The sequence below is a fragment of the Phenylobacterium kunshanense genome, from assembly GCF_003254525.1.
Taxonomy (GTDB): Bacteria; Pseudomonadota; Alphaproteobacteria; order Caulobacterales; family Caulobacteraceae; genus Phenylobacterium; species Phenylobacterium kunshanense.
Genome location: NZ_QFYS01000004.1, coordinates 266,147 through 287,007, shown reverse-complemented (window position 1 = coordinate 287,007; position 20,861 = coordinate 266,147). Strand labels below are relative to the sequence as shown.

Here is a 20,861-nt window from a genome sequence, read left to right as displayed (position 1 = left end):
CAAGCGTCACGACGCGGGCGGGTCAACGGCTGATGGTTGCAACCCTAATGGCCCCGGCCCATGCTGAAGGGCTTGAAGGGGGCCTGATTATCCAATGACGCCGCCGCTATGGCCGCTGCGGTTGATCCCGAGGCGCTCGCCCGGGATCCTGGCGAGCCTGGGGATCAGCGTCGTCGCCCTTGGCGCGGCCGTCGCTGTCCGCGTGCTGGTCCTGGGTTTCGACCGAGGACTTGGCCTGTCCGTCACCTACTTCCCGGCCCTGATCGTGGTGACCCTCGCCGCCGGCGCCCGGTGGGGCTGGGCTGCGCTGGCCGCGGCGGTCGGCCTGCACCTCATCTCCCCGAGCGCCTTCGCGATCCCCAGCGACGCCCTCGCCCTGCTGGGCCTCTTCGTCCTCTCGGGAGCTATCACGGTCCTGGTGGCCGCAGGGTTCCGCGAGGCGCTGGTCCGCCTGGACGAGGCCGCCGAGGCCGAGGCGGCGGCGCAGCAGACCGTCATCGCCACCGAAGACCGGTTCCGCGCCCTGGCCGACAGCGCGCCTATCCTGATGTGGGTGACCCGGGTGGACGGCCGCCGGGAGTTCGCGAACCGCGCGTATGTCGACTTCCTGGGCGTGGGCTACCAGGACGCGATCGAGTTCGACTGGCGCAACGTGCTGCACCCCGACGACATCGCGCGCGTTCTACGGGAGCAGGCCGAGGGCGAAGCTTCGCGCAGCCTCTTCACGCTGGAGGCGCGCTACCTGCGCCACGATGGGCAGTACCGCTGGGTGCGATCGGTCTCGCAGCCGCGCTGGGGGGCCGACGGGGCGTTCGCCGGCTTCGTCGGTGTCGGCTACGACGTCACCGAGCAGCGCCGCGCCGAGGACCTGCTGCGCGAAAGCGAGCACCGCTTCCGCACCCTGGCCGACAGCGCGCCGATCATGATGTGGATCTCGGGCCCAGATAACCGACGCGAGTTCGTCAATCAGACCTACCTCGATTTCCTCGGCGTGGATTTCGCCACGGCGACCTCGGGCCGCCTCTTCGAGAAGGTTCATCCCGAGGACGCCCAGCCCCTCCGTCGCGACGCCGCCCGCCAAGGCGCCGAGGGAGGATCGATCACCGTCGAGGCAAGGTTCCGCCGGGCCGACGGCGAGTGGCGCTGGCTGCGCACCATCTCGAAGCCCCGGCTGGGTCCTGACGGAGAACTGCACGGCTATATCGGCGTCGCCTATGACACCACCGAGGCTCATCGGGTCCAGGGCGACCTCACCCGCATCAACGATCTGCTGGCCGAGCGCGTGGACGCCGCGCTGGCCGAGCGGGACGAGGCCGAGGCTGCGCTCCAGCGCGCGCAGAAACTCGAAGCGGTCGGCCGGCTGACCGGCGGTGTGGCCCATGACTTCAACAACCTCCTCACCGTGGTGATCGGCGCGCTCGACCTCATGCAGCGCCGGCCCGACGACGCGGTTCGCCGCGAGCGCATGATCGAAGCGGCGCTCGGCGCGGCGCGGCGCGGCGAGCGGCTGACCCAGCAACTTCTGGCCTTCTCCCGTCGCCAGGCGCTGAAACCCGAGCCGGTGGCCGTCGACGCGCTGCTCCTGGAGGGTGAGCCGCTGCTCCGTCGCGCGGTGGGCGAGACCGCCAGCCTGTGTCTGGACCTGCAGGCGCCGGGCGTCGTGGCCAACGTCGACCCGAGCCAGTTCGAGGCGGCGGTCATGAACCTGGTGGTCAACGCCCGGGACGCGACGCCCCCCGGTGGAGCCATCCGCATCGAGACGGCGGCGGTGCGCCTGGCCGCGCGGCAGATCGACCCCCTGGACGCAGGCGACTATGTCACCGTAGCCGTCCAGGACACGGGCGCGGGGATGGACGAAGCCACCATCGCCCGGGCCTTCGAACCCTTCTTTACGACCAAGGCGGCGGGGCATGGCACCGGCCTCGGCCTCTCGCAGGTCTACGGGTTCGCCCACCAGAGCGGCGGGGCGGTCACCCTCCACTCGGTGCGGGGCGAGGGAACCCGCGTCTGCCTCTACCTGCCCCGGGCGCCGGTCGACGCCGCTGCGCGGCCCGAGGCCGAGGCCGGCGCGACCGCCGCCGTCGGCCCGGCCCTAAAGGTGCTGCTGGTGGAGGACGACCCGCAGGTGGCGGAGCTGGCTGAAGCCATGCTGCGTGAACTCGGCCACAAGGTGACGCTCTGCGGGCACGCCGCGGCCGCGCTGGAGGTCCTCGACTCCGGAGAGCCCTTCGACCTAATGCTGACCGACCTGATCATGCCCGGCGCGCTGTCGGGCGTGGACCTCGCCCGCGAGGCCGTTGCGCGACGTCCCGATCTGCCAGTGATCCTGTCGTCCGGGTACACGGGCGAGGTGCTATCGGCCGCGGAGGAGTCGTCCTGGCCGCTGCTGCGCAAGCCCTATGGCCAGGACCAGCTCGCCCGGATGATCGCCGACGTGATGGCGTCGTCGGCAGGCGCCTGAGGCGCGACGTCAGGATCGGTAGAAGGCCTCGAAGCTCTCCAGTGGCGCGCCGGTGGCGAGGACGCTCAGCGGAAAGACCTTCCAGGGCGCCGACGGGTCCAGGCCCGGCAAGGCCGACACGACCGCGTCCCGCACCCCAGGCCGCACGCCCTCATCGCTGCCGATCAGCTGGCCCCAGAGCGAGTTGCCGTCCAGCCGCACAGGCTCGTCTCCGACCGACCGGCGCGATGCCCCATAGTCCGGAGGAAAGACCCGGCGATAGGCTTCGAGATTGTAGAGCCAGGATCGCCCGCGGATGTGGCTGGCCTGGGGCAGCCTGACCCGGACATGCGCCACCAGCGCCGCCATCTCGGCCTTGCGTCGGGCCAGCTTCGCGGCCGAGAGCGGCCCGCCCGCCTCGCAGGTGTCGGCGTTGCGGAAGTGGATGTGCACCGCTCCATCCGCCGAGGCCGCGTCGTCGCAGGCGAAACAGCCGAAGCCCGTCCGGCCCGGGCCCGGATACGTTTCCGGTTGAGCCGCGACGAACGTCGCCTGGACGATCGCAACCTGCTCCGACAGGTCGGCGGCCCGCTCCAGCGCCTCGGCGAACGGCGCCCAGGCCGGCGCAACCCCGGCGCTGATTCGGCCCAGGCCGAAACGCCTGTGCAGATTGGTGTGTCGCAAGACCATATCGCCCAGTGGCGCGCCGGTCAGCTCAGCCATCCGCCGCGCCAGCCTGAGCTGCACCTCGAACACACCGGCCAGCCGCGCGGCGCGCGTCGCTCGATCGGGCGGACTCTGAGACGGCATGGACCAAGCCTAGCCTCCGCGGCCGCCCATTTCAGCCGACGATTTCAGACCGCGGAGCCAGACTGTCTGGCGCCCGCCGCAGCGGACGCGACCACCCTGAGCAGTTCGTCGGCGTTGATGGGCTTTGAGATATGGCCGTCGGCGCCGGCCGCTCGGGAGGCGCTGACGTGCTCGGGCATGGCGTTGGCCGTGAGCACGAAGATCGGCGTGCGCAGGGCGCCGGCGGCCGCCTCCCGCGCCCGGATCTCGCGAACGGCCGTCAGCCCGTCCATCACGGGCATCTGGACGTCCATCAGGACCATGTCGAAGCCCCCTCCGGCGAAGGCCTCCACAGCCTCGGCGCCGTTCTCGACGCAGGCGAGATCCACGCCGGCCGAACCGAGGATCAGTTCCACCACACGGCGGTTCGTCGGGTGGTCCTCGGCCAACAGCACCCGCAGGCCGCCGACCGACACATCGTCTTCGAACTCGGCTTCCACCCGTTGGGGCGACGGCGTCGCCGACCTCGGCAGATCCAGCGTCAGCGTGAATGTCGCCCCGCGCCCGGGTTCGGCCTCGGCGTCCAGCGCCCCGCCCATGGCGTCCGCCAGGGCCCGCGAGATCGCCAGTCCCAGCCCACTGCCGCCGAAGCGCCGCGTGATCGATCCGTCGGCCTGCTCGAATCGCGCGAACAGGCGGCTCTTGGCCTCCGCGTCGAAGCCCATCCCGGTGTCGGAAACCCGGAACTCGAGCCCCCGGCCAGACGCCGCTGCGCCGACATGCAGGCGAACCCCGCCGTGCGTCGTGAACTTCAGCGCGTTGCCGAGCAGGTTCGACAAGATCTGGCGTAGGCGGGCGGCGTCGCCGACGTAGCACCCCGTGGCCTCCGGCGTGATCTCCACCTCAAGGTCCAGCCCCTTGGCCTGGGCGGCTGCGTCGAAGAGCGCCGCGCAGGCCGTCACCGACGAGGCCAGGTCGAACGGCTCGGGCCGCAGCTCGAACTTGCCCGCCTCGACCCGTGCCAGGTCGAGAATGTCGCTCAGCAGGGTCTCCAGCGTGCGCGCCGAGCTCTCGATGATCGAGACCATCTCCCGCTGCGGACCGGTCAGCGGCGTCCGCGCCAGGGCGCCCGCCACGCCCGCGACCCCATTCAGCGGCGTGCGGATCTCGTGGCTCATGTTGGCCAGGAACTCGGACTTGGCGAGGTTCGCCGCCTCCGCCCGCGCCTCCACCAGCTCGGCGCGCGCTTCGAGATCCGCCGAGATATCCTCCACGATCGACCAGATGTAACGCTGACCATCCGGGCCGGTCAGCGTCATGCCGTTGAGTCGAAGGGGCGTGCGGACGCCCGACTTCGTCACATAGTCCTTGTAGTAGGGACCGTAGCGGCCATGTCGCTCGAGCGACGCAAGCTGGGCCTCCTCGTCCGCCGCATATTCCTCCGGCGTGAGGGTCCAGTAGTCGAGCGTCAGGAGCTCTTCGCGGGCGTAGCCGGTGAGCTGGCAGAAGGCGTCGTTGAACTCCACGTACCGCCCGTCGAATGTCGTCAGGACGATGCCCAACGACGACAGCTCGAACAGCTTGCGCAGCTTCTCCTCGCTGGCCCGCAGATCATCATCCGCCTGCTTCCGGCGGGTGATGTCGGAGGCTATGCCGAGGTAGCCGGTGATCTCGCCGGTCGCGCCCTTCAGCCCCGTTATGTTCAGCAGCACCGACAACCGGCAGCCGTCCTTCCGGACGTAGGTCCATTCGTGCTCGTTGGGCAGGCCCAGTCGGGCCTTGACCACGAAAGTGTCGAAATCGGGCGTGACCGGCAGGCCCACCTCGGCGCCGAACTGCGTGGCCCGCGCGATCACCTCCGCTTCAACGTGAAGGACTTCCGGCGTGTAGCGGCCAATCATCTCCTCGGCCGCGTAGCCCAGCATCCGCTCGGCGGCTCGGTTGAATTCGGTGATCACGCCAGAGGGATCCGTGGCGATGATCGCGTAGCCGGCGCTGTCGAGGATCGCGGACTGGAGCTTCAGTCGCTCGAGAAGCTCGGGCTCCACCTCGATCTTCCCGGTCGTCAGGGCTGGCGTCTCCGATGGGCGCACGATCTATCCGAATATTGCGAATCTCATTCAAGCGAGCATCTACAACAGTTAACCGAGAATTATGCAGCACAACGTCGCCCAGTTATCGCTAGAGTTGCGCAGCTAACTATTCACACCGCATCGAAGATATATTTTCGACGAACTTCGATACTGCATCGCAGTTCGCTGAGCGTCTGGCGGTCGCACCGCACCCCCTGCCCCGGGGTCATCCGATCCACGGCCGTCACGGAATCACCCTTGCGCGCGCCGACATCAGCGCTATATGTGTCTGGCAGGTTATGCTCGAATTGAGCAAAAGCCTGAGGCGCCCGGGTCGCCCTGGCGCGTTTTTATAGGCCTGAGAAATGCTCACTTTGAGCATAAGGAGGGTTCCATGGCCGCCGACGGTTTCCAGTTCGCGTTCACCCCTGAGATCGAAGCTCAGACCTCTCCCATGTGGGAGAAGGTGAAGCGCCACGTCACGCCCATGGAGTGGCGTCTCCACGCTCCGCTCATCGCCGAGATCAACCGGCTGAAGCGCGAGAAGGACGCCGTCATCCTCGCCCACAACTACATGACGCCCGAGATCTTCCACGGGGTCGGCGACTACGTGGGCGACAGCCTGGGCCTGGCCAAGGAGGCCGCCCGCTCGGACGCGAAGATCATCGTCCAGGCCGGCGTGCACTTCATGGCCGAGACCTCCAAGATCCTGAGCCCCGAAAAGCGCGTCCTGATCCCGGACCTGCGCGCGGGTTGCTCGCTGGCCAGCTCGATCACGGGCGCGGACGTGCGCCTGATCAAGCAGCGCTACCCCGGCCTGCCGGTGGTCACCTATGTGAACACCACAGCGGACGTGAAGGCCGAGACCGACATCTGCTGCACCAGCGCCAACGCCGTGCAGGTGGTGGAGGAAGCCGCGCGCCAATGGGGCGTCGACCGGGTGATCCTGATCCCGGACGAGTTCCTGGCCCGCAACGTCGCCCGCCAGACCGATATCGGCATCATCGCCTGGAAGGGCCGCTGCGAGGTGCACGAGCGCTTCACGGCCGCCGACATCCTGGAGATCAAGGCCGCCTATCCGGACGCCGAGGTGCTCGCGCACCCGGAGTGCCCGGCCGAGGTGCTGGAGGTCTCGGATTTCGCCGGCTCGACCGCGGCGATGAACGACTACGTGCTGCAGCGGAAGCCGAAGCGCGTCGTGCTGATCACCGAGTGCTCGATGGCCGACAACGTGGCCGCCGATGCGGTGGGCACCGAGTTCGTGCGCCCCTGCAACCTGTGCCCGCACATGAAGATGATCAGCCTCGAGAACATCTACGAGGCCCTGCTGCACGAGCGCTACGAAGTCACCGTGGATCCGGCGATCGCTGATCGCGCACGGCTGGCGGTCCAGCGGATGGTCGACCTGCCGCCGCCGGCCCAGCCGGCCCGCTACGACCTCGTGAAGGCCCGCCACCACGTGGACGTGGAACTGATCTGATGGAGCGCATCCGCCACGATGGCGTGGTGGTGGTCGGCGCGGGGCTGGCGGGCCTTACCGCCGCCCTGGCCGCCGCGCCCGCCAAGGTTCTCGTCCTGACAGGGGCCCCGCTCAGCTTCGGGTGCTCATCGGCCTGGGCCCAAGGCGGGGTGGCGGCCGCGCTGTCGGCCGACGACGCCCCTGCCCTGCACGCCGCCGACACGGTGACCGCCGGCGCGGGCCTGGTCGTCCCCGAGGTCGCCGGGCTGCTGGCCGAGGAGGGCCCCGCCGCGGTGCGTCGGCTGGCCGACCTCGGCGCGCCCTTCGACCGGACGCCGGACGGCGGCTTCGCCCAGAGCCTGGAAGCCGCCCACAGCCGGGCACGCGTCGCCCGCGTGAAGGGCGACCAGGCCGGCCGGGCCATCATGGACGCGGTCGTCGTCGCCACCCTCTCCGCCCCGCACGTTCAGGTCCGGACGGGCGCGAAGCTAGCGGGCCTGATCCAGGACGCCACGGGCCGCGTGCGCGGCGTGGTGGCCCGGATCGACGGGCAGCCGGTGGAGATCCTGGCCAATGCGGTGATCCTCGCCACCGGCGGCATCGGCGGCCTCTATGCCGTCACAACCACCCCGGCCGAGCTAACCGGCGACGGCCTGGGCCTGGCCGCCCTGGCGGGCGCGACCATCGCCGACCCCGAGTTCGTGCAGTTCCACCCCACGGCCATCGACATCGGCCGCGACCCCGCGCCGCTGGCCACCGAAGCCCTGCGCGGCGAAGGGGCGAAGCTGGTCGGCGTTGACGGGCGGCCGTTCATGGCCCGCTACCACCCCGACGCCGAGCTGGCGCCGCGCGACGTCGTGGCCCGGGCGATCCATGCCGAGCGCGAGGCCGGCCGCGGCGCCTTCCTCGACGCTCGCGAGGCGGTCGGCGCGCATTTCCCCGAAGAGTTTCCCGCGGTCTTCGCGGCCTGCCTGGGCGGTGGCGTCGACCCGCGCGTCCAGCCGATCCCCGTGGCGCCGGCCTGCCACTACCACATGGGCGGCATAGCCACGGACGATGAGGGGCGAACCAACCTGCCCGGCCTCTACGCCGCCGGCGAATGCGCCTCGACGGGCGTGCATGGGGCCAACCGTCTGGCGTCCAACTCGCTATTGGAAGCTGCGGTGTTCGGCGCGCGCGCCGGCCAGGCCGCCCGCGACGAGACGCCCGGCGTCGCGCCATTGCTCCGCGCCCAAGCCGCGCCCGAACTGCCGGCCGAGGCCCTGGCCAGCCTGCGGACGGCGATGAGCCAGGATGCTGGGGTGGTGCGCGACGGCGTCGGCCTCGGCCGCCTGCTGACGCACATCGACGCCCTGCGCGCCGTGCACGGGGAGGTTCCCGCCCTCGTGGCCGCCCGTCTCGTCGCCGCGAGCGCCCTGGCGCGGCGCGAGAGCCGGGGCGGCCACTTCCGGTCCGACTTCCCGACTGCGGCTGCGCCAGAGCGCACCTTCGTCACCCTGCCGCAGAGCGCCGCCTGCAAGGCCGCCTGAGCATCACCTTGATCCAGCCGTCCGGCCGGCGCATCACTCTGGCGGCCGTGGAGACCCCATGACGATCGAGCCCCTTCCCGACCTCCTGCTCTCCCCGGTGATCCGGGCGGCGCTCGCCGAAGACCTCGGCCGCGCGGGCGACATCACCGCCCGGGCCTGCGTGCCGGCCGACGCGACGCTGACCGCCGACTTCGTCTGCCGGCGCGGCGGCGTGGTGGCGGGCCTGTCGGTCATCCGTCTGACCCTTGCCGAGCTCGATCCCACCGCCACCGTCGAGCCGCTATCGGCCGACGGCCAGGCCGTCCCCGCCGGCACCGCCCTCGCCCGCGTCAGCGGCAACGCCCGCGCCATCCTCGCCGCCGAGCGCACCGCGCTGAACATCCTGGGGCGCCTGTGCGGCGTGGCGACTCTGACCCAGGACTTCGTCGACGCCATCTCCGGGACCCGCGCCAAGATCACCGACACGCGCAAGACCACGCCGGGCCTGCGCGCGCTGGAGAAGTACGCCGTGCGCTGCGGCGGTGGCGTGAACCATCGCTTCGGCCTCGACGACGCCATCCTCATCAAGGACAACCACGTGGCCGCCTGCGGCTCGGTCGGCGAGGCGGTGCGCCGGGCGAAGGCCTACGCCGGCCATCTGGTGAAAGTGGAGGTCGAGGTCGACAGCCTGCTGCAGCTCCGCGAAGCGCTGGCCCACGATCCCGACGTCATCATGCTCGATAACTTCGGCCTGGAGGACATGCGCGAAGCGGTGACGCTGGTGAATGGCCGGGTGACGCTCGAAGCCTCGGGCGGCGTGTCGCTGGAGACGGTCCGGGAGATCGCCGAGACCGGCGTGGACGTGATCAGCATTGGCGCCCTCACCCATTCGGCGCGGGTGGTCGACATCGGGCTGGACGCGGTCACGGCATAGCCCGAACCTGCGTTGGTCGCTCCCGGGTCGGCCTTCGTCGCATTGCCGAGGCTTCATTTTGCGGCGCCTTCGATCGGCGCGTAAGGGGCAGGCATGTTCAAGCTCGCCGCCCTCGCCATCGCCCTGCTCACCCCGGCCGCCGCCCAGGCCCAGTCGCCCGCCCCCACGGACTACCCCAAGCGGATTCCGGCGCCGGGCGGCGAGGTGGTCATTCCGGTTCCGGGTTTCCAGCGCGCCTATGACGACTACAGGTACGCGCCCTCCCGGCGCGCCGGCGACTTCGTCTACATCTCTGGCGTGGTCGCCGGCCCCAACGGCGCGGCCGACCGCGGTCCGGAGGCCTTCAAGGGCTACGCGCGCCGCGCCTTCAAGGCCATCGAGGCCAACCTCAAGGCCCACGGCCTGACCTTCGCGGACGTGGTGATGGTCAACACCTTCCACGTCTGGGACGGTCCAGGCTTCAAGGGCACGCGCGACGAGCAGTTCGCCGCCCTCAGCGCCGTGAAGGACGAGTTCATGGGCCCGCCGCACCCCGCCTGGACGGCGGTCGGCACGACGGGCCTGCTGGCGGACGACGGGGTCGTCGAGATCCAGATGATCGCCTACGCCCCTCGGAAGTAGGGCTCAGGCCGGCTCCATCCGGCTGGCCGCCTCGGTCGCGGCGGCGAAGCGGGTGTCGGCCAGGGCGGCCATGCGCGCCTTCACCTCGGCCAGGATCTCAGGCCTCGCCAGCTCGGGACGGCCGGCGTTGAAGGGCGGGTCGGGCGCGTATTCGAGGCCAAGCTGGATCGACTGGGCGTAGTCCTCGCCGGCCAGCTCGGCCAGCAGCACCAGCGCGAAGTCGATCCCGGCGGTGACGCCACCCCCGGTGATGAGATTGCCGTCCCGGCAGACGCGCTCCTCGCTCACGGTGGCGCCGAAGGGCTCCAGCAGCGGCCGCCAGGCCCAGTGACAGGCCGCGCGCTTGCCCTTGAGGAAGCCGGCCGCGCCCAGGATCAGCGAGCCCGTGCAGACGGAGGTGAGGTACTTCGCACCGGCGCCCAGCCGCCGGATGTCGCGCATGAACGCCTCGTCCAGCATGGCGTCAGCGGTTCCGAACCCGCCCGGCACGATGAGCACGTCGCAACGCTCGATCTTCGAAAGGTCGGCCAGCTTCGTGAAGGTGAGCCCCTCGGCCTCGATGTCCCTCCCGCCGACCGAGGCCACGGTCAGGTCCGCGTCCGGCGTGCGGGTCAGCACCTGATGCGGCCCGGTGAAATCGAGGTGCGTGACGCCCGGATAGAGGGCGATGACGATCTGGGTGCGGGCCATGGGCGCCTCCGTGCGGTTGACGTGGAGATCGTAGGCGCGGCATGGTTTGGCCGAAATGACATTGTTCCCACGGAATCTGCCATGACACGCCGCATCGCGGTCGTGATCTTCCCGGGCTTCCAGCTCCTGGACGCGGCAGGCCCGCTCTCGGCCTTCGAGATCGCCGAGCGCCATCGGCCCGGCGCCTACGCGATCTCGGTCCTGGCGCCCGGAGGCGGCGACGTCGCCAGCTCGTCCGGGGCCCGCATGGCGGCCGAACCGCTGTCGGACGGACCGTTCGACACGATCCTGATCTCCGGTGGCGACGGGACCCGGTCGCTCGACGAGCTGCGCGAGATCATCCGCTGGATCCGTCACGTGGAGGTCCGGCGCCCGGCGAGCGTCTGCTCGGGCGCCTATGTGCTGGCTGAGGCCGGCCTGCTGGACGGTCGCCGCGCCACCACCCACTGGAGCCGCACCGACGACTTCGCCCGCCGATATCCGAAGGTGAAGCTGGACGCCGACCGCATCTTCATCCGCGACGGCGACGTCTGGACCTCGGGCGGCATCACGGCGGGGATCGACCTGTCGCTGGCGCTCATCGAGGAGGATCTCGGGACGGGAGTGGCGCGTAGCACCGCACAGCAGCTCGTGGTCCATCAACGCCGGCCGGGCGGCCAGTCGCAGTTCTCGGCGCTGGTCGAGCTGGGCGGTCGCACCGGGCGCTTCTCAGACTTGATGGACTGGATCCGCGACCACCTCAGCGAGCCGCTGCCGGTGGAGCGCCTGGCCGAGCAGGCGGCCATGAGCCCCCGCAATTTCGCCCGCGCCTTCACCGCCGAGACTGGCACGACACCGGCCAAGGCGGTCGAGCGCCTGCGCCTGGAGGCGGCGCGTACTGCCGTGGAGACGGGCCACGATCCCATCGACCGGGTCGCCGAAGCCACGGGATTTGGCGATCCGGAACGGATGCGCCGCGCCTTCCTGCGTGCTTTCGGCCAGCCGGCGCAGGCCCTGCGGCGGGCCGCGAGACATTAGTCGCTGATCCCCTGCGCCCGCAGGATCCGCAGGCTCTCGTTCTGGCGCTTGATGATCCCCAGCAGCTCGCGCTGGCGCAGGGCGTCCACCTTGTCGTGCAGGTGCATGATCTCCAGCTCGGCCCGCAAGTTGACGACATAGTCGTGCTCGGCCGCCTCGCGGTCCCGCTTCGCCGCGCGGTTCTGGCTCATCATGATGATCGGCGCCTGCACCGCCGCCAGGGTCGACAGCATCAGGTTCAGGAAGATGAAGGGATAGGGATCGAAGGCCAGGCCGACACCACGGGTCGCGACGTTCCACCCCATCCACACGACCAGCGCCGCCGCAAAGCCGAGGATGAACCCCCACGATCCGCCCACTGAGGCCACCCTGTCGGCCAGCTTCTCGCCGGGCTTGCGGTCATCGATCTTCAGCTTTTCACTGATGCCCGTGGGCGCCTCGGTGGCGATGAGGTTGATCACGCTCCGCTGGACGTCGGTCAGATCGTCCCACGGGCATCCGAGCAGGTCTCTGGAAAGCTGTTCTCGGGCGTCGACCGCCATCGGATTCCTCCTCACATGCGCCGTGCCGATGTAGCCTCGCCAACCTTCAGGGGGACTCACCGATGGCGGCAAGCGGAAGGGCGCGGGCGGACGGCCGACGCACGATCTTCATCACCGGCGGCGCCAGCGGGATCGGCCTGGCGACCGCCAAGCGCTTTTCGCGGGAGGGCTGGTTCGTGGGTTTCGCCGATATCGACGCCAAGGGGCTCATGGCGGCGCTGGAAGCGATCGGCGCCGCCAACGGTTCCACCCACCGGCTCGACGTGCGCCACCGCAGCGCGTGGAGAGCCGAACTCGCCGCCTTCGCCAAGCTGACCGACGGTCGGCTGGATGTCCTGCTGAACAACGCCGGCCTTGCCAGGGGTGGCTACCTGGAGGCCCAGTCGGCCGAAGAGGTGGACCTTCAGATCGACGTCAATCTGAAGGGCGTGCTGAACGGCTGCCAGGCCGCGTTCGACCTGCTGTGCGCCACGCCGGGGGCGATGGTCGTGAATGTCGCGTCCGTGGCGGGGGTCGTCGCGCCGCCCCGGATGGCGGTCTACGCGGCCACGAAGTTCGCCGTCCGCGGCCTGTCCGAGGCGCTGGAGGCCGAGTACGCGCGCGTGGGCGTGGGCGTCCGCTGCATCCTGCCCTGGTTCATCGACACGCCGCTGCTCGACAAGGCGCGGTTCTCAGGCAACGAGGACCTGCGCGTCTCGCTCCGCCACCAGAAGGTGCCGGTCTATCCCGTGGAGGAGGTCGCCGAGGCCATCTGGAGATCCGTCCACGGCAAGGGGCTGCACCACCTGGTGGGCGGCCAGGCGCGGCGGATCGGGTTCCTGAACCGGCTCGCGCCAGCTCTGGTCAGGAACCGCCTGCGGCGACAGGTTGAGGAGATGTGAGGCGCGCCTCGACGGCGGCCGGCCTGGCGGCGTCGTCGGCCGCCGGCGCCGCGGGCTTGGGGGCCGGGGTGGCGTTCGGAGAAACGTCCAACGACGCCTCCACCGCGGCCTCGAGCGCCGGCGTGACCCGCAGGTCGCCGACCTGGGCGGCCGGCGCCGACACCAGTGTGATCGCCTCGGCCACCGGCGCGGCCGGGCTGCCCTTCCGGCGCGGCGAGAACTTGTAGAACACGTGCAGGCCCACCTGCGTCACGCGGGCCATGTGCGGCGCCCAGATCGGGGAGACGTGCGTCGTGTGGAAGTGCGTGGCCGCGCCGACTTCGGCCCGGATGGCGCCGGTCAGGGCGCGCGTGGCGACGTCGCGAGCCGCCTCCCAAGCGCCCGGCTCGCGGCGGCGGCGCATCGAGCCGTCACAGGCGAAGCTGAACTGGCAGCCGGAGCGCCCGGCGCCCTGGAACACCACGCCGCAGACCGTCTTCGGGAAGGCCGGATGCTTCACCCGGTTCAGCACGACCTGCGCCACGGCGGCCTGGCCGCGGACGCTCTCGCCGCGGGCTTCATAGTAGACGGCCTGGGTAAGGCATTCGAGATCCGCGCGCTGGCGGGCCTTGGCCGCACCGCGATCGGCGTCGAAACGGCTAGCCACCGCCTGCGCATCCGCGCCGGGCAGGAAGCCGTATTGAACAAGGCCGGTGCGCAGGCCTTGCGCGTTGGCTTCGAGGTGCGAACCCGCATAGCCGCGCGTTGCCGCATCAGCCATCTGGCGCGCATGTGCGTATTCGGCCGCGTGGCCGCCCATGCCGGCGGCCAGGTAGATCGCGCCCAGGCCCAGGCCCATGCCTGCGCCCGCCAAAGCGGCGCTGAACAGCGTACGCCCTTCGGCGCGCGCCTTCATTCCATACTGCAAAACTGACGGTCCTCAGCGACGAGGGCCAGCGCGCCCCCCAACTCAGATGTCGCCCCGGGCGCCCCTGCTCTTGCTGGCGGCGGCCGCGGCCAGCCTGGCCCCGAGTTCCGTGATGGGGCAGGCGACGGCAAATGATGAAGGACCTATGAATGCGGAAGGGCCGTCTGGCAAGAATTTTTTGCACCGCAGCATTAACGGCGCCCCGCCGCCAGGCGCTGGCTGAGATGCGTCCGATCGCGCACAAGCCTGAGAACCCTGGGGAATTTCGAATTGTTCCCGCGAGGCGCGATCTGTTCTTCTCTTAACACTCAATTCTTCTGAAACCGCGCGCGTTAACCTTAGGGCGACCGTCCGGCAAGCTTGGGCGGAACCCATCGGTCGCGTGGCTGTTCTGCCTCCGAAGTTCCTAGGAGACCGCCATGCGCCTGCCCCTCATCCTGATCTCGGCGTCGGCCGCCCTCGCACTGGGCGCCTGTGGCCACAACACCGAGCAGCGCGCCGCCACCGGCGCGGTGGCCGGGGCCGTGGTCGGGGGGCCGGTCGGCGCCGCGGCGGGCGCCGCCGCGGGGACCGTCATCAGCAAGACGGTGGACAACTAGGGCGCGCCACTTCCTCGCACCGCATCCGTTGCGCGCCCTCTCCCGTACCTCCCGCAGGCAGCGGGAGGCGCGGGATGCGCAACCTCATCATCGCGGTCCTGACGCTGGTCGGCGTCATCCTGGTCGCAACCAGCGTGGCGCGGGGCGGCTACTAGGCCAGGTGAGCCACGCCGCCTCCGGTCCGGAATGCCCGCCAGGCCGCCGACGCGTCCAACGCCAGCTTCACCAGCACCGCGATCAGGGCGACCCCCAGTGATACCCGCACCACCAGGTCGATGTTCGCCTGCACCTCCAGCGCCCGTTCGGCCGACAACTTGGCCGACGACACGCTGACCCAGTTCCCCGCCCGCAGCAGCGGGATCAGGATCGCGGCGCCCAGCAACCCTCGCCCCACCGACAGCGCGGCATGGACGCCGGTCCAGCCGGGCCTCGCCAAGGCCAGCAGATTGATCGCCAGCTCGACGACGCTGTAGAGCGCGACCGGCCAGAAGAACGTCGCCCAGGCGGCCGACAGCTCCACCTCCAGCTCGCCCCAGGGGACGAGGTTGCTGAACCGGATCAGCCCGAACCACCACAGCAGGAAGACGATCTCCAGGCCGATCTCAGTGACAATCTCGAACGTCGACCGCGCCTTGGCCCTGGGCGGCGGCAGGTCGCGAGGCGTCCAGCGATAGAGCGCTCGGGCCCAGCCCAGTCGCTCGGCCGCCACCGCCGCCAGAGTCACGGAGCCGAACGCGGTCATCAGTGTCGTGAACACCCCCGGCAGCGCCACCCTTATGGCGCCGTCGCTGTTCTGGAAGGCGATCTCCAGCGCGATGGCCACCACATAGACCGCCGCCACCACGCCCAGCACAACTTTCAGCACCGCCCACCACATCGGGAACATCTCGGGCCCGACCAGATACTGGACCTGCCGGAACCGCCCTGCGACGACCAGCGGATTGCCCCGCTCCAGAAGCAGGGCCTCCGCCTCGCCCACGGTGAGCGGCCGGCCCAGCTCGGCCTCCCGCGCCTCGACGGCCGACAACAGCTCGTCCCGCAACTCGGCGACGATATCGGCGCGCTGGCCCTCCGGCAGCGCGCGGCCGACCGCCGCCAGGTACCGTTCGATCAGGTCGCTCATCGCGTGTTCCCCTTCAGGATCGCGTCCACCGAGGCGTTCAGCGACGCCCATTCCTTGACGAGCCGGCCGAGTACGGCGCCCCCCTCGTCAGAAAGTCGGTAGAAGCGTTTGTTGCGGCGCTCCTCCTCCCGCCACTCGCTGGTGAGGAGGCCCTGGGCCTCCAGCCGTCGCAGCATCGGATAGAGCGCCCCCTCGTCGATCTCGACGCCCGCATCCCCCAGCGCCCGTCGCAGCGTGTAGCCGTAGTGCTCGGACCGGAGCTGCCCCAGGACCGCCAGAATCAGCGACCCGCGGCGCAGCTCCTGCCGGAGTGTCTCGAAGATGTCGGCGTCGCTTGGCATCGTGCTGTGCGGCATACACTGTGCGGCGCACAGTGTCTAGATATACTGTGCGCGACACAGCACTCGCGGGTTGTGGTGAGCGTGTTAGCCTACGCCGTAAATCCAAGAGGAACCGCCCAATGCTCCGCGCCGCTCTCGCCGCCGCCACCCTGCTGTTGGCCGCCGCTCCTGCGGCCGACGCCGCGCCGCGGGACCGGACCGCCACGAACGGCGACGTGAATATCCACTACGCCGTGGAGGGCGAGGGTCCGCTCGTGGTGCTGATTCACGGCTTCCCAGACTACTGGGGCACCTGGACGCCGCTGATGGCCGAGCTGAACAAGGCCGGCTACCGGACCGCCGCCCTCGACCTGCGCGGCTACAACCTCTCGGACAAGCCCATGGGCGTCGAGGCCTACGCCATGCCGAACCTGGTGGGCGACGTGGCGGCGGTCATCGCCGCCGAGGGCCGGAAGGACGCCATCGTCATCGGCCACGACTGGGGCGCGGCGATCGCCTGGCGCGTGGCCTTCCAGCGGCCGGAGCTGGTGAGGCGTCTGGTGATCATGAGCGTCCCCCACCCTGCCGGCATGGGCCGCGAACTGGCGACCAACAAGGCGCAGCAGGAAGGCTCGAACTATGCCCGCGTCTTCCAGCAGGAGGGGTCGGAGAAGGCCCTGAACGCCGAAGCGCTCGCCGCCTGGGTGAAGGACCCGGCGAAGCGCGCCGCACAGGTCGAAGCCCTCAAGCGATCCGACTTCGCGGCGATGATGAACTACTACCGCGCCAACTACCCGCGCGCCGGCGGCGCCCCGCCGGCCGACCCGCAGCCGCCCGTGGCCAGCATGCGCGTGAAGGTCCCGACCCTGGTGATCCACGGCATGAAGGACACCGCCCTCAACGCCGCCGGCCATTCGGGGACCTGGGACTTCATCGACGCCGACACCACCATCGTCATGGCCCCCGCCGCCGGCCACTTCGTGCAGCACGACGCCGAGGCTCTGGTCAATCGGACGGTCCGCGACTGGCTCGACGCGCGGCGGTAGCCATCTGATCTCGATCAACGCGGCCGCGCCGGCCTACGGTTAAGCCCCGCCGAAGTCCGGAGTTCGCCATGTCCCTCACCAACACCCGTACCAGCTACGGCTGGGTGGCCATCGCCCTGCACTGGATCTCGGCCGTCGGCGTGATCGCGCTCTACCTCTTGGGCGAACGGCTTGAGGAAGCCGAGGACCGCGCGGCCAAACTGGTCGCCATGACCAACCACGTGTCGGTGGGGATGCTGCTCTTCACCTTCCTGGCCGCCCGGCTGATCTGGACCGCCACCCAGCCGGCCCCGGCCCCCCTGGAGCGCAAGCGGCCCCTGCAGATCGCGGCCAAGGCGATCCAGGGCCTGTTCCTGCTGATGATCCTGGTCCAGATCGTCACTGGCCCGCTGGTGATCTGGTCCAACGCCCGGGGTATCGCGATCTTCGACTGGGGCATGATCCCCAGCCCCTTCCCGGCCAAGGTCCCCTGGCTGCACGAGGCGGCCGAGGTCGCCCACAAGGTCGCGCCGAACGTGCTCTGGCCGCTGCTGGCCCTGCACGTCCTGGGCGCGCTCAAGCACGTGGTCATCGACCGCGACGCCACGCTGAAGCGGATGCTCTGGCCCACGCGGTGAGCCCGCCGAACTGAGGGGCTGCCGCCACCCTCCTGTCAGCAGCCTGCAGACGCGCCGCGCGTTCCGGTGGCGTCCGCCGCCCGGAGACCTTACTTTCGCGCCATGCCCCGCACCGCCGCCCCGGCCGGGGGCGTCGCCGATATGTCGGCCGCCTTCGACTACGACGAGAACACCATGCCCATGCTCTGGAAGCCGCACCGCCCGGTGCGCCCGGAGAAGAGCGAGGGTGGGCGGAAGTTCAAGCTGGCCTCCGCCTACCAGCCCGCCGGCGACCAGCCGCAGGCGATCCGCGAGCTGGTGGCGGGGATCGAGGCCGACGAGCGAGACCAGGTCCTGCTCGGTGTCACCGGCTCGGGCAAGACCTTCACCATGGCCAAGATCATCGAGGAGACCCAGCGTCCGGCGCTGATCCTCGCGCCCAACAAGACCTTGGCGGCCCAGCTCTACAGCGAGTTCAAGAGCTTCTTCCCCGACAACGCGGTCGAGTTCTTCGTCAGCTACTACGACTACTACCAGCCCGAGGCGTACGTCCCCCGGACCGACACCTACATCGAGAAGGACAGCTCGATTAACGAGCAGATCGACCGGATGCGCCACTCGGCCACCCGCGCGATCCTGGAGCGTGACGACGTCATCGTCGTGGCCTCCGTCTCCTGCATCTACGGCATCGGCTCGGTCGAGACCTATTCGGCCATGACCTTCCAGATCCAGCCCGGGGACCGGATCGACGAGAAGAAGCTGATGGCCGACCTGGTGGCCCTGCAATACAAGCGCAACGACCAGGCGTTCGAGCGCGGCGCCTTCCGCCGCCGCGGCGACACCATCGAGATCTTCCCCGCCCACTATGAGGACCGCGCCTGGCGCATCAGCCTCTTCGGCGACGAGATCGAATCCATCACCGAGTTCGATCCGCTCACCGGCAAGAAGACCGCCGACCTGGCCGGCGTGAAGATCTACGCCAACAGCCACTACGTCACGCCGCGCCCGACGCTCCGCCAAGCGATCAACTACATCAAGGCCGAGCTGAAGGAGCGCCTCGACTGGCTGGTCGCCAACGGCAAGCTGCTGGAGGCCCAGCGGCTGGAGCAGCGCACCACCTTCGACATCGAGATGATCGAGGCCACCGGCTCCTGCGCCGGCATCGAGAACTACAGCCGCTACCTCACCGGCCGCCGGCCGGGCGAGCCGCCGCCGACCTTCTTCGAATACATCCCCGACAACGCTCTGCTCTTTGTCGACGAGAGCCACCAGACGGTGCCCCAGATCGGCGCCATGTACCGGGGCGACTACCGCCGCAAGTTCACCCTCGCCGAATACGGTTTCCGCCTGCCCTCCTGCATGGACAACCGCCCCCTCAAGTTCGAGGAGTGGGACGCCATGCGGCCGGACAGCGTCTTCGTCTCCGCCACCCCGGGCCCGTGGGAGATGGAGAAGACGGGCGGCGTCTTCGCCGAGCAGGTGATCCGCCCCACCGGCCTGATCGACCCGCCGGTCGAGGTGAAGCCGGTGTCGAAGGACGGCTTCAGCCAGGTGGACGACGTCATCGACCAGGTCCGCCAGACGGTCGCCCGCGGCTACCGGTCCCTGATCACCGTCCTCACCAAGAAGATGGCCGAGGACCTCACCGAGTACATGCACGAGCAAGGCCTGCGCGTGCGCTACATGCACTCCGACGTCGACACCCTGGAGCGGATCGAGATCATCCGCGACCTGCGGCTCGGCGCCTTCGACGTGCTGGTGGGCATCAACCTGCTGCGCGAGGGCCTCGACATCCCCGAGTGCGGCCTCGTCGCCATCCTCGACGCCGACAAGGAGGGCTTCCTCCGCTCGGAGACCTCACTGATCCAGACGATTGGCCGCGCCGCGCGGAACGTCGACGGCCGGGTGATCCTCTACGCCGACCACGTGACCGGCTCCATGGAACGCGCCATGGCCGAGACGAAGCGCCGCCGTGAGAAGCAGGAGGCCTACAACCTCGAGCACGGCATCACGCCCGAGAGCGTGAAGAGCCAGATCAAGGACATCCTCGCCAGCCCCTACGAGAAGGACCACGTCACCGTCCAGGCCGGCGTGGCCGAGGGGGAGAAGCCGTTCTTCGGCGACAACTTCAAGGCCACCCTCAAGGATCTGGAAGCCCGGATGCGCGAGGCCGCCGCCAACCTGGAGTTCGAGACCGCCGCCCGCCTGCGCGACGAGATCAAGCGCCTGAAGATGCTGGACCTCGAGTTCGCCAACGAGATGCTCACCGGCGAGGGCGAGGCCGTCGACAAGGGCGCCGTGAAGCGCGTGAAGGCCGAGGTGCGGGCCGAGAAGGCCGAGGCGTTCCGGAAGGGGCGGCGGAAGTAGGGGCCCGCCTACAGGTCCCGGTCCCGGCGCACCACGAACACGGCGACCACAATGATGGCGACGGCCATCACGACGAACGGAAGAAGCGCTTCGAGCGGGGTCATCCGGCGCCTACGCGAACACGTCCGACAGCCGCTCGCTCGTCACCCCCTGCCGGCGTCGCCACACGGCTGCGCCGAGGCCGGTCATCAGGGCGGTTTCGAGGGTCGCTTCCAAGCGCGCTTTGATGAGCGTCGGCGTCGTGCCCTCCACGCCCAGGTCGCCGGCGGGGGTCGTGAACAGCAGGTAGTTTTCCAGGAAGATAGGGAAAGTCAGCAGGACCGCAGTGCTGAAGTACGGCCAGACCTGCCCCTCCATCCGCGCCCACGACCCAGCCGGCGAAGGCCCCCCGGACCCGGTGAGGCGTCCGATCGGCCACAGCATCAGCCGCGCGAAGACAAAGACCCCAAGCCCCATGACCGCCATCAGGGCCAGGTACCGCGCCGCCACCGGGGCGCCATCGCCGCTCTCCGCCGCCGGGACCACCTGTGCGGCGCCGTCCCAATAGAGCTCCACCGCGGCAAGCAGCACCACGAACGCCGCGAGCGCTCGCACCCGCGGCGCCTGACCGGTCAGCAGCAACGCCAGCGCCCAGCCCGAGGCGGTCGCCGTGAGCAGCGCTTCCAGCCCCTGGTAGGCCCAGAAGCCCGCGTCGGCGCGCGTCCCATCGATATCGACGCCCGCCGCCCGCGCGGCCAGATCCAGCGCGGCGCCGGCGGCCATCAGCGCGGCCCACGCCGCCCACGCGCCCGCCGGCTGTCCCAAAACGGCCCGCAGCGCCGCCACCGCCAGCGGCCCATCCTTCACGTCGAAGTCTCGCCTGTTCACCCGCGCAGCATACTCCAGGCGAGCCCGCAAATCCTGCGCGTCCGTCGTCGGAGGGATGGCGTTCGACGCGCCGACCGTTTGTC

19 protein-coding genes are annotated in these 20,861 nt (G+C 70.0%); 11 read left to right on the top strand and 8 right to left on the bottom strand.

Annotated elements, in window-relative coordinates; translation table 11 throughout:
• Positions 1-94: 94 nt before the first annotated feature.
• Entirely contained in the window at positions 95-2,461 is a 2,367-nt protein-coding gene (locus DJ019_RS11590; protein ID WP_111276190.1) for a hybrid sensor histidine kinase/response regulator, read from the top strand.
• A gap of 9 nt (positions 2,462-2,470) precedes the next feature.
• On the opposite strand, the gene DJ019_RS11585 is transcribed toward DJ019_RS11590, so the two are convergent.
• Both DJ019_RS11585 and DJ019_RS11580 read right to left on the bottom strand, forming a co-directional pair.
• Positions 2,471-3,250 carry a hypothetical protein gene (locus DJ019_RS11585; RefSeq protein WP_111276189.1) on the bottom strand — a complete coding sequence of 260 codons (780 nt, stop codon included), beginning with the start codon at positions 3,248-3,250 and terminating at the stop codon, positions 2,471-2,473.
• A 44-nt stretch (positions 3,251-3,294) separates the two neighbouring features.
• Positions 3,295-5,322, bottom strand: coding sequence for a PAS domain-containing hybrid sensor histidine kinase/response regulator (locus DJ019_RS11580; RefSeq protein WP_111276188.1), 2,028 nt, complete (start codon positions 5,320-5,322; stop codon positions 3,295-3,297).
• 373 nt (positions 5,323-5,695) lie between these two features.
• Here DJ019_RS11580 and nadA point away from each other — a divergent pair, with 373 nt between their 5' ends.
• The 4 genes from nadA to DJ019_RS11560 all read left to right on the top strand — a co-directional run bounded on the left by nadA (position 5,696) and on the right by DJ019_RS11560 (position 9,823).
• Positions 5,696-6,781, top strand: coding sequence for a quinolinate synthase NadA (gene nadA, locus DJ019_RS11575; RefSeq protein WP_111276187.1), 1,086 nt, complete (start codon positions 5,696-5,698; stop codon positions 6,779-6,781).
• Positions 6,781-8,289 (top strand): L-aspartate oxidase, encoded by a 1,509-nt coding sequence (locus tag DJ019_RS11570; protein ID WP_111276186.1) that lies wholly within the window; start codon positions 6,781-6,783, stop codon positions 8,287-8,289. Before nadA ends, DJ019_RS11570 begins: the two co-directional genes overlap by 1 nt.
• A 58-nt stretch (positions 8,290-8,347) precedes the next feature.
• Complete coding sequence (gene nadC, locus DJ019_RS11565) at positions 8,348-9,202, top strand: carboxylating nicotinate-nucleotide diphosphorylase (protein ID WP_111276185.1); 855 nt, start codon at positions 8,348-8,350, stop codon at positions 9,200-9,202.
• A 93-nt stretch (positions 9,203-9,295) separates the two neighbouring features.
• Entirely contained in the window at positions 9,296-9,823 is a 528-nt protein-coding gene (locus DJ019_RS11560; protein ID WP_240606448.1) for a Rid family hydrolase, read from the top strand.
• A 3-nt stretch (positions 9,824-9,826) separates the two neighbouring features.
• Here the strand turns inward: DJ019_RS11560 and DJ019_RS11555 are convergent, their stop codons facing one another.
• Positions 9,827-10,513 carry a DJ-1/PfpI family protein gene (locus tag DJ019_RS11555; RefSeq protein ID WP_111276184.1) on the bottom strand — a complete coding sequence of 229 codons (687 nt, stop codon included), beginning with the start codon at positions 10,511-10,513 and terminating at the stop codon, positions 9,827-9,829.
• Positions 10,514-10,594: 81 nt separating this feature from the next.
• Here DJ019_RS11555 and DJ019_RS11550 point away from each other — a divergent pair, with 81 nt between their 5' ends.
• Positions 10,595-11,530 (top strand): GlxA family transcriptional regulator, encoded by a 936-nt coding sequence (locus tag DJ019_RS11550; RefSeq protein WP_111276183.1) that lies wholly within the window; start codon positions 10,595-10,597, stop codon positions 11,528-11,530.
• Here the strand turns inward: DJ019_RS11550 and DJ019_RS11545 are convergent.
• Positions 11,527-12,072 (bottom strand): DUF1003 domain-containing protein, encoded by a 546-nt coding sequence (locus DJ019_RS11545; RefSeq protein ID WP_111276182.1) that lies wholly within the window; start codon positions 12,070-12,072, stop codon positions 11,527-11,529. The genes DJ019_RS11550 and DJ019_RS11545 overlap by 4 nt on opposite strands.
• A 62-nt stretch (positions 12,073-12,134) precedes the next feature.
• On the opposite strand from DJ019_RS11545, the gene DJ019_RS11540 reads away from it, so the two are divergent.
• On the top strand, positions 12,135-12,953 hold the full coding sequence (locus tag DJ019_RS11540) for an SDR family oxidoreductase (RefSeq protein ID WP_111276181.1): 819 nt from the start codon (positions 12,135-12,137) through the stop codon (positions 12,951-12,953).
• Here the strand turns inward: DJ019_RS11540 and DJ019_RS11535 are convergent.
• Complete coding sequence (locus DJ019_RS11535; protein ID WP_111276180.1) at positions 12,916-13,848, bottom strand: cell wall hydrolase; 933 nt, start codon at positions 13,846-13,848, stop codon at positions 12,916-12,918. The genes DJ019_RS11540 and DJ019_RS11535 overlap by 38 nt on opposite strands.
• A gap of 431 nt (positions 13,849-14,279) precedes the next feature.
• Between DJ019_RS11535 and DJ019_RS11530 the strand changes: the two genes are divergently transcribed.
• Positions 14,280-14,459, top strand: a complete 180-nt coding sequence (locus tag DJ019_RS11530; RefSeq protein ID WP_111276179.1) for a hypothetical protein — start codon at positions 14,280-14,282, stop codon at positions 14,457-14,459.
• Positions 14,460-14,610: 151 nt separating this feature from the next.
• Here the strand turns inward: DJ019_RS11530 and DJ019_RS11525 are convergent, their stop codons facing one another.
• Positions 14,611-15,582 (bottom strand): hypothetical protein, encoded by a 972-nt coding sequence (locus tag DJ019_RS11525; protein ID WP_111276178.1) that lies wholly within the window; start codon positions 15,580-15,582, stop codon positions 14,611-14,613.
• The gene (locus DJ019_RS11520) at positions 15,579-15,923 is read right to left on the bottom strand and encodes a PadR family transcriptional regulator (protein WP_111276264.1); all 345 of its coding nucleotides are present in this window, start codon (positions 15,921-15,923) and stop codon (positions 15,579-15,581) included. The genes DJ019_RS11525 and DJ019_RS11520 overlap by 4 nt, the downstream gene beginning before the upstream one ends.
• A 119-nt stretch (positions 15,924-16,042) precedes the next feature.
• Here DJ019_RS11520 and DJ019_RS11515 point away from each other — a divergent pair, with 119 nt between their 5' ends.
• The 3 genes from DJ019_RS11515 (at position 16,043) to uvrB (ending at position 19,911) form a co-directional block, all read left to right on the top strand.
• Complete coding sequence (locus DJ019_RS11515; RefSeq protein ID WP_111276177.1) at positions 16,043-16,948, top strand: alpha/beta fold hydrolase; 906 nt, start codon at positions 16,043-16,045, stop codon at positions 16,946-16,948.
• A 68-nt stretch (positions 16,949-17,016) separates the two neighbouring features.
• Entirely contained in the window at positions 17,017-17,565 is a 549-nt protein-coding gene (locus DJ019_RS11510; protein ID WP_111276176.1) for a cytochrome b, read from the top strand.
• 102 nt (positions 17,566-17,667) lie between these two features.
• Positions 17,668-19,911: an excinuclease ABC subunit UvrB gene (uvrB, locus tag DJ019_RS11505; protein ID WP_111276175.1), complete on the top strand. Its 2,244-nt coding sequence runs from the start codon at positions 17,668-17,670 to the stop codon at positions 19,909-19,911.
• A 111-nt stretch (positions 19,912-20,022) separates the two neighbouring features.
• Here uvrB and DJ019_RS11500 read toward each other — a convergent pair whose 3' ends face one another.
• Positions 20,023-20,778 (bottom strand): hypothetical protein, encoded by a 756-nt coding sequence (locus DJ019_RS11500; protein WP_111276174.1) that lies wholly within the window; start codon positions 20,776-20,778, stop codon positions 20,023-20,025.
• Positions 20,779-20,861 lie beyond the last annotated feature (83 nt).